General features: G+C 70.6%; 13 protein-coding genes. 2 read left to right on the top strand and 11 right to left on the bottom strand.

Features of this window, described 5'->3' with window-relative positions:
- The first annotated feature begins 103 nt into the window (after positions 1-103).
- The gene (gene dnaN, locus ACOOE8_RS10505; protein ID WP_420391429.1) at positions 104-1,222 is read left to right on the top strand and encodes a DNA polymerase III subunit beta; all 1,119 of its coding nucleotides are present in this window, start codon (positions 104-106) and stop codon (positions 1,220-1,222) included.
- A 28-nt stretch (positions 1,223-1,250) separates the two neighbouring features.
- Positions 1,251-2,372, top strand: a complete 1,122-nt coding sequence (gene recF, locus ACOOE8_RS10500) for a DNA replication/repair protein RecF (RefSeq protein ID WP_420391428.1) — start codon at positions 1,251-1,253, stop codon at positions 2,370-2,372.
- Positions 2,373-2,381: 9 nt separating this feature from the next.
- Here the strand turns inward: recF and ACOOE8_RS10495 are convergent, their stop codons facing one another.
- From ACOOE8_RS10495 to ACOOE8_RS10445, 11 genes are read right to left on the bottom strand one after another with little or no spacing between them, the layout of a single operon-like run.
- Entirely contained in the window at positions 2,382-3,311 is a 930-nt protein-coding gene (locus ACOOE8_RS10495; protein WP_420391427.1) for a glycosyltransferase, read from the bottom strand.
- A gap of 50 nt (positions 3,312-3,361) precedes the next feature.
- On the bottom strand, positions 3,362-4,018 hold the full coding sequence (locus ACOOE8_RS10490) for a hypothetical protein (RefSeq protein ID WP_420391426.1): 657 nt from the start codon (positions 4,016-4,018) through the stop codon (positions 3,362-3,364).
- Complete coding sequence (locus ACOOE8_RS10485; protein ID WP_420391425.1) at positions 4,015-4,941, bottom strand: hypothetical protein; 927 nt, start codon at positions 4,939-4,941, stop codon at positions 4,015-4,017. The genes ACOOE8_RS10490 and ACOOE8_RS10485 overlap by 4 nt, the downstream gene beginning before the upstream one ends.
- Positions 4,942-4,945: 4 nt before the next feature.
- On the bottom strand, positions 4,946-5,671 hold the full coding sequence (locus tag ACOOE8_RS10480) for an acetyltransferase (protein WP_420391424.1): 726 nt from the start codon (positions 5,669-5,671) through the stop codon (positions 4,946-4,948).
- Complete coding sequence (locus tag ACOOE8_RS10475; RefSeq protein WP_420391423.1) at positions 5,668-6,414, bottom strand: WbqC family protein; 747 nt, start codon at positions 6,412-6,414, stop codon at positions 5,668-5,670. The genes ACOOE8_RS10480 and ACOOE8_RS10475 overlap by 4 nt, the downstream gene beginning before the upstream one ends.
- Positions 6,411-7,514, bottom strand: coding sequence for a DegT/DnrJ/EryC1/StrS family aminotransferase (locus ACOOE8_RS10470; RefSeq protein WP_420391422.1), 1,104 nt, complete (start codon positions 7,512-7,514; stop codon positions 6,411-6,413). The genes ACOOE8_RS10475 and ACOOE8_RS10470 overlap by 4 nt, the downstream gene beginning before the upstream one ends.
- Complete coding sequence (locus ACOOE8_RS10465; protein ID WP_420391421.1) at positions 7,511-8,662, bottom strand: glycosyltransferase family protein; 1,152 nt, start codon at positions 8,660-8,662, stop codon at positions 7,511-7,513. The genes ACOOE8_RS10470 and ACOOE8_RS10465 overlap by 4 nt, the downstream gene beginning before the upstream one ends.
- Entirely contained in the window at positions 8,659-9,780 is a 1,122-nt protein-coding gene (locus ACOOE8_RS10460; RefSeq protein WP_420391420.1) for a DegT/DnrJ/EryC1/StrS family aminotransferase, read from the bottom strand. The genes ACOOE8_RS10465 and ACOOE8_RS10460 overlap by 4 nt, the downstream gene beginning before the upstream one ends.
- Positions 9,777-10,766: a GNAT family N-acetyltransferase gene (locus ACOOE8_RS10455; RefSeq protein ID WP_420391419.1), complete on the bottom strand. Its 990-nt coding sequence runs from the start codon at positions 10,764-10,766 to the stop codon at positions 9,777-9,779. Before ACOOE8_RS10455 ends, ACOOE8_RS10460 begins: the two co-directional genes overlap by 4 nt.
- Positions 10,756-11,766 carry a Gfo/Idh/MocA family protein gene (locus tag ACOOE8_RS10450; RefSeq protein WP_420391418.1) on the bottom strand — a complete coding sequence of 337 codons (1,011 nt, stop codon included), beginning with the start codon at positions 11,764-11,766 and terminating at the stop codon, positions 10,756-10,758. Before ACOOE8_RS10450 ends, ACOOE8_RS10455 begins: the two co-directional genes overlap by 11 nt.
- Entirely contained in the window at positions 11,763-12,500 is a 738-nt protein-coding gene (locus ACOOE8_RS10445) for a formyltransferase family protein (protein ID WP_420391417.1), read from the bottom strand. Before ACOOE8_RS10445 ends, ACOOE8_RS10450 begins: the two co-directional genes overlap by 4 nt.
- Between the last annotated feature and the right edge of the window lie 120 nt (positions 12,501-12,620).

Here is a 12,620-nt window from a genome sequence, read left to right as displayed (position 1 = left end):
ATGGCCACCAGACGGCCCTGCGGGCGCTTGCCAGCCCCGCCGCCTTCTGGTCAATGTCGCCGTCCTTGCGGGTACCCCCGCGTTCCTGCCGACGGACCCGGTTATGCGCGCGACCCTTGAACGGGCCCACCTGTTGAAGCCGCTCAGCCACGTCCAGCGCATCGTGGAGCGGCGCAACACCATCCCGATCCTGTCGAACGTCCTCATCGAGGCGGACGGCGCGGCGCTCGTGCTCAAGGCCACCGACCTCGATGTCGAGCTCGTGGAGACCGTCGAGGCGGCGGTCGACCAGCCCGGCGCGCTCACCGTCCCCGCGCACATGCTTCATGACATCGTGCGCAAGATCCCCGAGGGGGCGCGCATCGCGCTGGAGACGAACCCCGACGGCTCGACGATGACGTTGACCGCGGGCCGCTCGCGCTTCGCCCTCCAGATGCTGCCGCAGAGCGACTATCCGGACATCACCGGTGGTGAGTTCTCCCACAGGTTCCGCCTGCCGGCGGCCGACGTCAAGTGGCTGATCGACCGCACGCAGTTCGCGATCTCCACGGAGGAGACGCGGTACTACCTCAACGGCATCTACTTCCACACGGTGGACACCGGCGGCGAGACGATGTTCCGGGCCGTCGCCACCGACGGGCACCGGCTCGCGCAGGCGCAGGTGGCCGCGCCCGAGGGCTCGGCAGGGATGCCCGGCATCATCGTTCCACGCAAGACGGTGGGCGAGCTGCAACGCCTCATGGACGACCCGGAGGCCGAACTCACCGTGGAGCTTTCCGATACCAAGATCCGCACATCGTTCGCCAACGTGGTGCTGACCTCCAAGCTGATCGACGGCACGTTCCCGGACTACGACCGCGTGATCCCCAAGAACAACGGGAAGATCATGCACGTCGACCGCGTCGACTTCGCCTCCGCGGTCGACCGCGTGTCGACCGTCTCCTCCGAGCGCGGCCGCGCGGTGAAGCTGTCGCTCAACGACGGCGCGCTGACGCTTTCGGTCATCAACCCGGACTCCGGCACGGCGACGGACGAACTCGTGGTCGACTTCGATGCCGACCCGCTCGACATCGGTTTCAACTCGAAGTACCTGCTCGACATCACCAGCCAGCTCTCCTCCGAGAACGCGACGTTCGCACTCGCAGACCCAGGGTCGCCGACGCTGATCCACGACGGCGACGCCGAGAAGACGCTCTACGTCCTCATGCCGATGCGGGTCTGACCCGCCGTCCGGGTCGTCCCCATCCGCTGTGCTGCGTCCGGCCGAGCCACCCCGACGCGTCGTCCGCCTGACTCGCCTCGCCCTCACCGACTTCCGCAACTACGTCGCCGCACGCCTCGAAACCACGGCGCCGCACGTGGTGCTGACCGGGCCCAACGGCGCCGGCAAGACCAACGTCCTCGAGGCCGTCTCGCTGCTCTCGCCCGGCCGCGGCCTTCGGCGGGCGACCTACGCTCAGATGATCCGGCAGGGCGCCCGCGCGCCGGGCGGCTGGGCCGCGAGCGCGCGCATCACGAAGAACGGCGAGACGATCGCCGTCGGCACCGGCGTGACCGGCGAGGCGGCACGGCAGGTGCGCATCGATGGCGAGGACCGTCGGCCCGACGACCTGATCGCGCTCGCTCGCGTCCTGTGGCTGACCCCGTCCATGGACGGGCTGTTCACCGGCCCCACGTCCGACCGCCGGCGCTTCGTCGACCGGCTGGCGCTGGCGCTCCACCCAGAGCACGGACGGCGCGCCAACGCCTACGAGCGGGCCATGCGTCAGCGCAACCGCATGTTCGAGGACGGCGTGTCGGACGCTGCGTGGTACGACGCGGTGGAGCGCGAGATGGCCGAGCACGGCGCCGCCATCGCGGGCGCCCGCGTCGACCTCGTCGTCAAGCTGAACGCAGCGCAGGCGACGCGCGCGGCGGCCGGAGGCGACTTTCCCCAAGCGCTCCTGGCGCTCGCCGGCGACGACGGCGACACCAGCCCCACCGACCTCCTGCTGCGCCTGCGAGACGGCCGCCCGCGCGACCAGGCTGCCGGCCGTGCGCTGGCAGGCCCGCACAGGGTCGACCTCGCGGTCACGCACGTGGAGAAGGACATGCCGGCCGCGCTCGCCTCGACGGGAGAGCAGAAGGCGCTCCTCATCGGCATCGTTCTCGGCCATGTGGCGCTGGTGTCGCGGGTCATACGCGAGACGCCGCTCCTCCTCCTCGACGAGGTCGCCGCGCACCTCGACCCCGAGCGCCGCGCCGCGCTCTATGCCACGCTCAGCGCGCTCGGCGCGCAGACCTTTATGACGGGCACCGACGCGGCGCTGTTCGAGGCGCTCGGCGAGGCGGACCGCTTCACCGTCGAGGACGGCACGATCACTCGTGCGTGACGCGCGGTCTCACGCCGTCGGCCACCTCACGCCGCGATTGGTCCGCCGGCGGACGATGCCGCCGACCCAGCGCGCGAAGGTCGGCGGATGGTGCGCCATCACCGCGCCGGCGCGCAGCACGGTCTGCCAGAGGTGCCGCTCCCTGAAGTGCAGCCGCGCGCGCAAGATCTCGATGGAGGCACGCGCGGGGGCGGGCGGCACCGCACCGAGCTCCTCGCGGAACACGCGGCGCTCCACCATCGCCCGCTCCCAGAAGTCGAGCTGAGGGACGGTGCGCATCCACGCGGCTGCGTGCCGGCGGTAGACCGACATGGGTTCCACCATGTAGCGCAGCGGCCCATCCTTCGCCGCGATGAGGTAGAGCGCCACGTCCGCGGAGTGGATGCGCATGAACCAGTCCGGCAACGGCGCCGGCAGAAGGCGGCGGCGGAAGACGAAGCTCGAGGTCTGGAAGATCAGCCGCATGAACACCTCGTCCGTGGAGAAGTCGGTGTCACCGGCGGGCGGGCCGAGGGTGTGGAGCTGGGCGATCGTGTCCACCGGTGGTCCCTGGCCCTCCTCGAGGACCAGGCTGTCGTGGACCGAGCCCGCGTGCCCCGGGTTCGCGTCGAGGAAGTCCACCTGCTTCTGCAGCTTGCGCCGGTCGACCCAGTAGTCGTCGCCGTCCAGCATGGCGATGTACTCGCCGACGCACGAGGAGAGGTTGGTCGCGTTGTTCACCCGTCCCGGCACCCCGGACGGCCGCTCCGGCTGCAGGTTCAGCCTCACCCGTTCGGGGTAGCGCTCGCGGTACGCGAGCAGCACCTCGCGCGTGCCGTCCGTGGAGAAGTCGTCGCCGACGCGCACCTCCACGGGGAAGTCGGTCTCCTGGGCCAACGCGCTGTCGATCGCCTGACCGATGTAGTCCCGCTGGTTGTAGGTGATGATGGAGACGCTCACCCGCGGCCCCGTCGAGGCCGTGGGCGCGGGCGACCCCGGGGTGACGTTCGTCACGCGTCGACGGCATCGACCCGGGCGAAGGCGTGCGGGTCGGGCGGACCGGCCTCGCTCGCGTCCACGATCGCCTGGGTGCCGCGCTGGGAGGCAGGCGTGATGCGGAAGTCGAACGACACGCGGCTGCGGCCGGTGCGGTTGGCCACCGCGCCGTGGGACAGCGAGGCGCCGTCGAAGCGCGCGTACTCGCCCGGACGCAACGTGATCGGCGCGTAGTCCTCGGCGCCCTCCTTGCTTTCGATCCAGATCGCGTTGGTCTCGAACGCGTCGGACAGCGCGACCGTGTAGTTCACCTCGCGCGCGTCGTGCCCATAGTCGCGGTCGCGGTGGAAGCGGGACACGCCCTCCGCGTCGGCGAAGATGATGCGCAGCGTCGGGCACGCCTGGTAAAGGATCGGCTCGCTGTAGCGCGGCTGCACCTCGCCGGCGACGAAGTCGCGATAGGTGCGGCGGAACCGGGCGCTGCCCTCACCGCGCAGGGCCTCGGCAAGGCGCGTGTAAAGCGGCGTCTGCTCCATGTTCTTGTAGATGGAGTGCTCGGGGTTGGCCGCCGTCCCGATCGTCAGGGTCGACAGGTCGTCGACGCCCAGCATCTCGCGCACCGCTGCTGGAAAGTCGTAGCGGGCCAGGTCGTAGCTCAGGATCTTCATCATGCGCTCCACGTTGCGAGGCCGATGCCCTCGCGACCAAAACCGTCGCCGTTGTAGAACATGAACAACGCGTCATGGTTGCGTACGACGTTGGGGTAGGTCTGCATGCGCGCGTCGAACCCCTCCGCGGGACGCTCCAGGCCCGCGTCCTCGTCGCGCCGCTCCCACGTCACGCCGTCGCGCGAGGCGGCGTAGCCGATGCGGTAGCTGTCCGCCCCGTCGCGGAAGTCGCGGCTCCCGCGATGGCAGAACCACATGCGATAACCGTTATCGTCGGCAAGCACGGTGGGCCGGGCGATGGCCTCCTCCGCGTGCCGCGGGGCGATCACGGTGCGGTTCGGCCGCTGCCAGACGATCCCGTCGTCGCTCGTCGCGTCCTTGAGGACGTAGACCGGTTCCTGCCGGCCCTCGACCTCGAGGAAGCGCACCGTCGAGGCGTACCACAGGCGCCATCCGTCGCCGACGCGCATGGCGCAGGGCGAGGCGGTGAAGTAGGGCTCCGTGCGGCTGCGATCGACCACGGGACCCTCGAACATGCGCTCGAAGGTGCGCCCACCGTCGGTGGAAAGCGCCAGCCCGATGGCGTTGCGGTAGGGCACGGAGACGCTGGCGTTCCAGCCGACGTAGTACATCCTGAGGCCCTCGTCGGTCGGCACCACCGAGCACGGCATGATGCCGCCGTCGTCGAAGGTCCCGGTCTTGCCGAGGGTCATCGCCGGCCGCTCGCCGACCTCGAGGACGCGCGTCGGGTCGTCGGCGGCGACGTCGATGGTCGACGGGATCGACTGACCCCGCTCGTTGCGGGGCGCGAACAGGATCCGCAGCCGACCGTCCCCGACGGGGAATGCGGTCGGCGTGCAGCCGTGACTCACCATCCACGGACGCGCGCCGTGCGGACGGAAGATCAGTCCATGACGGCGCCACATGAGCTCAGTCGCCGGAGGTCTCTGGCGCTGCGGCTGCCGGCGCCTTCGGCGAGATGCGGTCGAACCGGTCGCTCTTCGCCTTGGCCTTGACCGAGCGCGGGGCGAGCCAGACCTCGCCCTCCTCCGTCGGCGCGAGGATCGTGGCGCCCATGCCGACCAACGTCTTCGGCCCGAGCACCATCTCGTCCCGGATCGTCGCGTTCACGCCGAGGAAGCACATGTCGCCGATGGTGCAGGCACCCGACACCACCACGTGGCTGGTGATGAACACGTGGTCGCCGATCCTCGTGTGGTGGCCGATGTGGTTGCCGCTCCATAAGATGCAGTTGTCCCCGATGGTGACGAACGGCTGGATCGTGTTGTCCTCGAACACGAAGCAGTTCTCGCCGATCACGAGGTTGTCGAACGTCGTCGCCCGGCTGGAGATGTACGTCGCGCAGTTGTAACCGGCGTCCTTCACCGCGTGGAAGCGGTCGCGCCGGATGCCGTTCATCTGCTTGAAGCTGATCGGCAGGAACATGTCGTGCTCGGACGGCGGGAAGCGGCGCGTCAGCTCCTCGAACGGGGCGACGGGCAGCCTCAGGTGCTGGTCAGCCTCGACGTACGCCGCATCGACCGTGAAGCCGGCCACGGTGCGCGCGGTGTCGGTGGTGAAGTAGTAGTGCGCGAGGTCGGCGAGCTGGCCGATGCCGAAGATGACGACCGGCTTGTCGGAGGGTACGGCGCTCATGCGGCCTCCTTGGCAGCGATCCGGTAGCGGCCGGCAAGGTCGGCGAGCGCGGTGGGCAACAGGTGCATCATCGCGTGGAGCACCGAGGCCGCGCCGTAGGGCGCAGGCAACGGCTCCGGCTCGATGAAGCGAAGCGCGATACCGCTCGGGGCGAAGTCCGCGTCGTCGTAGAGCGCCCGCCCGCCGGCGGCGTTGACGTAGTCCCGAGCGCCGATGGCCTCGCACAGGGACACGATCTTCCCGGCGCGACCCGCCTCGCGGTCGTAGTCGAGCTCGGACGAGCGTAGGAAGCCCGGGGCAAGCCCCATGTGAGAGGCGGCCCACCGCACGCTGCGCTCGGCGAGCGCCGCGATGGTGACGTCCTCCTCCGCGAGCACCTCGGCAAGGCCGGGCAGCACTTCGTCCGCGCGCGGAGCTCCGGCATAAGCTTGCGCGCACGTGGCGAGGAACTTGTCGCGCCAACGTGGGTACTCGTCCGGATGGACGCGGATCTCGGTGAGGCGCTTCGACTGGCTGCGTCCGGCGAGCGGCACGGTGAAGGCGTGCTCGGCACCGTTGACGACGATGCGGTTGCGATGCGTCCAGCGCTTGGTGACGAACTGCACGTCGTCGAAGAACACGAACACGTCCGCCGCGGCGACGAGGTGGAAGTAGACGAGGGAGGGCAGGAAGTAGGGCTGCATGACGGCGACCCTCGGTCCCTCGGCCCCTCGCTCCCCTCCGGTGGCGGCACAGACGCTCACACCTGCGCCCTCACGCCGCCCGCGACCCGTGCCACCTCCTCGGCGCTGAGGAACGGGGTGAACGGCAGGCACAGCGCACGGTCGCACAACTCCTCCGCCACCGGGCAGGGCGCGCCGCGCGACTGCTCGAGCGTGTTGATCGCCGGGCGGAAGTAGCGGCGCGACTCGATGGATTGCTCGCGCAGCGCAGCCTGGACGCGCAGCACCGTCGACGCGTTCTCGAACACCACCGGGAAGTAAGGGTAGTTCCAGGACAGCCCCGTGATCGCCTCGGGCTCCAACAGGCGGACCGGCAGCCCGACGAGGCACTCACGGTACATCTCGAAGCGCGCCCGCCGCTCGGCGATCAGCGCCTCCAACCGCGGCAGGATGGCAAGGCCCATGGCGGCATGGAGCTCGCTCATCTTGGCGTTGAACCCGGTGAGCGGGACGAGGTCCCCGTCCACGCCGTTGGCCCGAAGGAGGCGGACCGCATCGGCATGCTCCGCGTCGTGGACGACCACGGCCCCGCCCTCCACGGTGTGGAAGATCTTGGTGGCGTGGAAGCTGACCGCGGCCGCGTCGCCGTAGGCGAGGAGCGAGCGGCCGTCGAGGGTGCCCCCCATGGCATGCGCGGCGTCGTAGATCACCTTGAGGCCATGGCGTCGCGCGACGTCGGCGAGGGCGGCGACGTCGTTGGGCAGGCCGTAAGCGTGGGTCGCCACGATCGCGGTGACGTCCGGCGTCAACGCGCGCTCGACGGCGGCTGGGTCAAGGCCGAACGTGCCGGGCTCGATGTCGGCGAAGATCGGCGTGCAGCCCTGCCACAGCACCGCGTTCAGCGTCGCTGGGTAGGAGTAGGGCGTGAGGATGACCGAGCCCGCCACCTTGAGCGCCGCGAGGGCGAGCTGCAACGCCGAGGTCCCGGACGAGGCGAGCTCGACGTGGGGCACGCCCAGCACCGCGCGCAGCTCGTGGGTGAGCTTCGTCGCGACGGGGCCGCCGTTGGTCACCCAGCTTCGCGACCAGATGCCCTCAAGGTGCCGCTCGTACTCCTCGCGCGGCGGCAGGTAGGGCTCGGTGACGCGCAGCAGCCGTTGGGATCGCGCCTCGACGTTCAACGCGTCGCCCTCCGACCTTCGAGTGCCCCTCTTACGTCCCCGCCGAACTCGAGCGCGATGTCCCTGAAGCTGTAACGCTCCAGGACCGTGGCTTGGCCGACAGCGGCCATCTCGCGGCGCTCCGCCTCGTTGGTTTCGTAGTACCTAATTTTATCTAGGCAATCGGCAAGGTCGGTGTACGTGGCGAACACGTTCGGAGGAAAGTCCATCGCAAGGTTCGTCGCAGCGCGGGTGAGCAGGAAGCCGCCCGCGCCCATCACCTCGAACATGCGTTGATTGTAGCCAATGCCGGACGCCACATCGAGGTCGACGTAGTCGTTGAGCACGATGCGGGCATCCCGAAAGATCTGATACATCTCGAGCCCCGACGTGGGGCCATGGAACGTCTGCTCGAGGTCGGGCCAGTCGGCGATAGACCCCTTCGGCCCGGTCTCCTGCCACCAATAACCCCAGAAATCGACTCGAGTGTGGCGGGCAAGCTCCGCGACGAACGCCGTGCGGCGGGAGAAGTTGCGCACGCCGAGGCCCCCGACGAACACCGCCTCGTATCGCTCGCGCGGGGCCTCGAGCTCGTCCGCGACGCGCGGGTCGAACCCCTGGCGGTTGAGCTTGGTCGGCACACCGTGCATCTCGAAGAACGCCTTGAACACGGGGTCGTCGACGAACAGGAGGTCGAAGTGCTCTGGGTGCCAGGCGGACGGCATGCGCGCCGACAGGCGGCTGACGGCGAGCGACGGGACGCTGCGCCAGAACCCGCTCGGCATCGGGTTCGAGCGCGCGAACACGACGTCCGCCGGGCGTGCCGCGAGGTAGGCGCGCACGATGTCCTCCATCGCCGAGCCCTGCCGCCGGAGCCGCGTCCGTGCGGCACGCTTCACCTCGCGCGCCGCAGCACCAGCACCCCCCCACACCTCCCGGGCGACCTTCTTCAGGAACAACGGGTCGTTGAGGAAGAACTCCTCGGCCTCCCACCCCCCTGCCTCGTTCAGCCAGTGCGTGTAGAAGTCTGAATAGTTGCTGCGCAGCCCGATCAGCCAGCGCCGGTACTCCTCGAGCGACATCGCCTCGAGGCTGCCGTGCTCGGCCTTCTTCGCGGTGAGGTACTCGGCCGGGTGGACGACGTCGAACTTGACGAGGCGGACGGTCACGCCGAAGCGCTCCGCACCGCGCGGATCACGGTGGCCACCTGATCGTCCGTCAGCTCGGCGGTCAGCGGCAGGGACAGGATCGTGCCGGCCATCGCACACGCCACCGGGGTCGCGTCCGTGCCGCGCACGTAGGGTGCGAAGCACGGTTGATCGGGCAGCGCTGCCGGATAGTGCACCGCGGTGCCGACTCCCGCCTTCGCAAGGTGGTCGCGCAGCGCGTCCCGCAACGCTCCGGCGTCGACCACGAAGAGGTGCCAGCCGTGGCGCCCGTTGCGAGCGGGCTCGGGCACGCCGAGCGGCAGGTCGGCGAAGGCCTCGCGGTAGCGCGCGGCGATCGCCTCCTTGCGCGCCACCCAGCCGTCGAGGCGCGGCAGCTTCACGGCAAGGACGGCCGCGTGCAGCGCGTCGAGCCGGCTGTTGCGGCCGACGAGGACGTGGGTGTGGCGCGCGGACTGGCCGTGGTGCGCGATGAGGCGCGCCCGACGCGCCACCTCGGGGTCGCGGAACGCCATCGCACCGCCGTCGCCCCACGCGCCGAGGTTCTTGGTGGGGAAGAAGCTGAACGTCCCCGCGTCGCCGAGCGTGCCGGTGTGCCGCCCGCCGTGCATCGCGCCGTGGGATTGGGCGCAGTCCTCGACGACGACGAGCCCGTGCTTGGCGGCGATGGCGGTGAGCGCGTCCATGTCCGCGGGACGGCCATAGAGGTGGACGGGCATCAGCGCACGGGTGCGCTCGGTGAGGACGGCCTCGACGCTCGCGGGGTCGAGCGTCCATTCGCCCGTCACCACGTCGGCGAACACGGGGACGGCGCCGACCCGCGCCACCGCCTCGGCGCTCGCGACCCACGTCATCGCCGGGACGATCACCTCGTCGCCGGGTCCGATGCCGAGCGCCTCGAGCGCGATCTCGATGGCGTCGGTGCCGTTGGCGCAGGCGACCACCTCGCCCGCACCGAGGTAGTCCGCGAACGCGGCCTCGAAGGCCTCCACCGCCGCGCCGCCGATGAACGCACCGCCCTCGACGACCGCCGCCGTCGCATCCTGGAGGGCGGGCGACAGCGCGGCGTGCTGGGCCGCGAGGTCGAACAGCGGAACGGTGACGGTCCCCGCCCCGCTCACGCGAAGTACCTGTAGAGCGCCGCACCACAGGCGGACGCGGCCTCGACGGAGGGTTCGCCCTCGACGACGGTCCGGGTGATCTCGCCGAGCAGCGCGCGGCGCGATCCGGTGTCCGGCGCCGCGCCGTCAAGCGGCGGCAGCGAGAAGGTGCGCAGCGTCATCTCGCGAGCTCCCATGGACCGCTTGAACCTTGCCAGACCCTCGTTGCCCGAGGGCGTGAGCCCGAGGTCGAGCCGCATGCGCCCCTCCTCACGCGCCCTGTCGAGGACGTGGCGGAACAGGAGGTTGTTGGGACGCAACCCGAGCGCGTCAGGATCGGCACAGCCGAACTTGTAATATGCAACGTCATCGACGGTGAGGATGAACAGGTAGGCTGCCGGCCGCCCGTCGGCGCGCGCCTCCCACAGCGCGCCCTCCCCCGACCCGAAGAAGTTCCCGGCCACGTGGCGGAAGAAGGCGACCGGCTGCGGCAGGAGGCCGAAGCGCGTCAGCCGCTGCGCCGCATAGAGGGCGTAAAAGTCCTCGACGGCCGCCGCGTCGGTCCGCGCCGTCACGGTCAACCCCGCGCGCTCCGCCTGGCGCGCCAGCCGCAGGAAGGCGGTCTTCGGCTCGCCGTCGCCCTCGCCGAGGGGGACCTCGTGGAGCAGCGCGTCGCGGGAGATCGGGGCGTCGATGGTGGCCTCACCGGCGACCTTGACGGCCAGCGGGTGGGCCGGGAAGGCGTCGCGCACCGAGGCGATGCGGCCGGCGAGCCCCTCGGCCGGGCAGCGCTCCGCGTAGTCGCCGTAGGCCGGCGCCACCATGCGCGGCCCGAGCGCGTCGTCGAAGAGGCAGACGACCTGCGCCCCGCCGGCCGCTCCCGTGCAGTGAAAGTCCACCCCGTAGGTCGCCTCGATGGCCGCGATCCACCCGGGCGAGGTGAACAGCGAAGGCGCGGGCCGGCGGTCCTCAGGGCGATCGCGGTAGAGCGTCCCTTCAGCCAGCACCGGCATAGATCCGCTCGATCGCCTCGATGCAGGCGACGCCCTCCTCGCCCTCCACGATGCCGCTGCGCGCGGTGATGATGTGCTGCGCCACCTCCTCGAACAGGCGGCCGTGGTTGGCGCTGGTGCCAACGTAGGCGCCGTAGTCGTTGGGCCGCTCGGGCTCGGTGTCCGGCGCGGGCTGGGGCGTCGAGGCGACATCCCAATGTACGATCTCGTTGAGGTACTTGCCGCCGACCTTGATGGTGCCGGTCTCGCCGATCAGCGTGATCGAGCCCTCGTAGTTCACGTTGTAGACCGCCGTCGACCAGTTGAGCGACCCGAGCGCGCCGGACTCGAAGCGCAGCGCGGAGACGCCGCAGTCCTCGATCTCGATGTGGTGGTGGAGGGTCGCGAGCATCGTCCTCGCGTCCGCGACGGGGCCGAGCCACCACACCATGAGGTCGAGGAAGTGGCTGACCTGCGTGTGCAGCGCCCCGCCCTCCTCCGCCCGCGAGCCGCGCCAGGGCGAGTCCGCGTAGTACCCGCGGTAGCGGTTCCAGAACACGTTGGCCTGCACCATGAAGATGCGGCCGAGCCGGCCCTCCTCGAGCACCCGCCGTACGTGGCGAACGGGGGCGTTGAACCGGTTCTGCTTCACGACGACGAGCTTGACGCCGTTCGCCCGCGCGGCCTCGGTCATGGCGCGGCTGTCGGCGACGGTGAGCGCCATGGGCTTCTCGACAAGGACGTGCTTGCCCGCCTCCACCGCGGCGATGGACAGCGCTGGGTGCTGGCGGTGAGGGGCGCAGATGGACACGATCTCCACGTCCGGCGAGGCGATCAGGGCGTGCGGATCGTCGTAGGCCGCGGCATCCGGGAACGCCTCGCCCGACCGCGACAGCGCCGCAGGATCGGTGTCGCACAGTGCCACGAGCGCGGCGCGTGGCTCCTGCGCGATCGCCGCGAGGTGACGGCGGCCGATCTGCCCGCAGCCGATGACGCCGAACTTCAGGACGGTCACGGTTGCGGCGCCGCGGCGGGGACGATGAGCTGGCGCAGCCGGGTCGCGATCCGCGGGACCTGCGGCGCGCCCTCGAAGTAGAAGAAGGCGCGGCGCCGCCGGTCGCGACGGCTGCGGCGCCACGGGATCGGGCCGTCGCGGACGGCGAGGAGCTCGGCGGCCCGGTACGTGCGCCCCTCGGCGAGCGCCTGAGGCCGTGCCTCGAGGCGACCGGCGAGGATGTCGTCGAAGTGCCCGCGCACCAGCGCGACGCCGCGCCGGTTGGCCTCCGAGAGGAGCGACTTCGCCGTCGCATCCCGCGGCACGTCGAAGCGGTCGACCGCGAGGATCGGCCCGGTGTCGACCCCCTCGTCCATCATGTGGAGGCTGACGCCGAACGTGCGGCGGCCCTCAAGGATCGCGGCGCACTCGCACATGGAGCCCCGCATGTCCGGCAGCGGCGCGCCGTGCATGTTGACGACCCCGCGGACGAACCTGTCGAGGTGACGCCGCCGCAGGATCTGGTGGAAGCGCACGCTCAGCCCGAGGTCGGCCTCCGGCACCTCCTCCAGCGCGACCACCGGCACGGCGCGGGCGCGCGCGAGGTCGACCACGGCGCGCTCCTCCGCCCGGTCGGCGCGCCCTGCGCGACAGACGACGGCCGGCACGGTCACGTCCGAGCGATCGAGCAGCCACGCAAGACACTGCGCCGCCGGGCCGAGGGAGCCGAAGAGAACGACGGAGGTCTGCGACATGTCCTCTCCCGTACGACCGCACAACGCGAGGTCTCTGCGCTTCACCTACTCCGCCGCAGCTACCGTCTCGCCCCGAACCGATCAAGGCAACAATTGGGCATACCGCTGTTGCACCAGCGC

The sequence above is a fragment of the Acuticoccus sp. genome (genome assembly GCF_965213555.1).
GTDB lineage: Bacteria > Pseudomonadota > Alphaproteobacteria > Rhizobiales > Amorphaceae > Acuticoccus.
The sequence above is the reverse complement of the archived record's forward strand: the minus strand, read 5'-3'. Positions and strand labels throughout refer to the sequence as shown.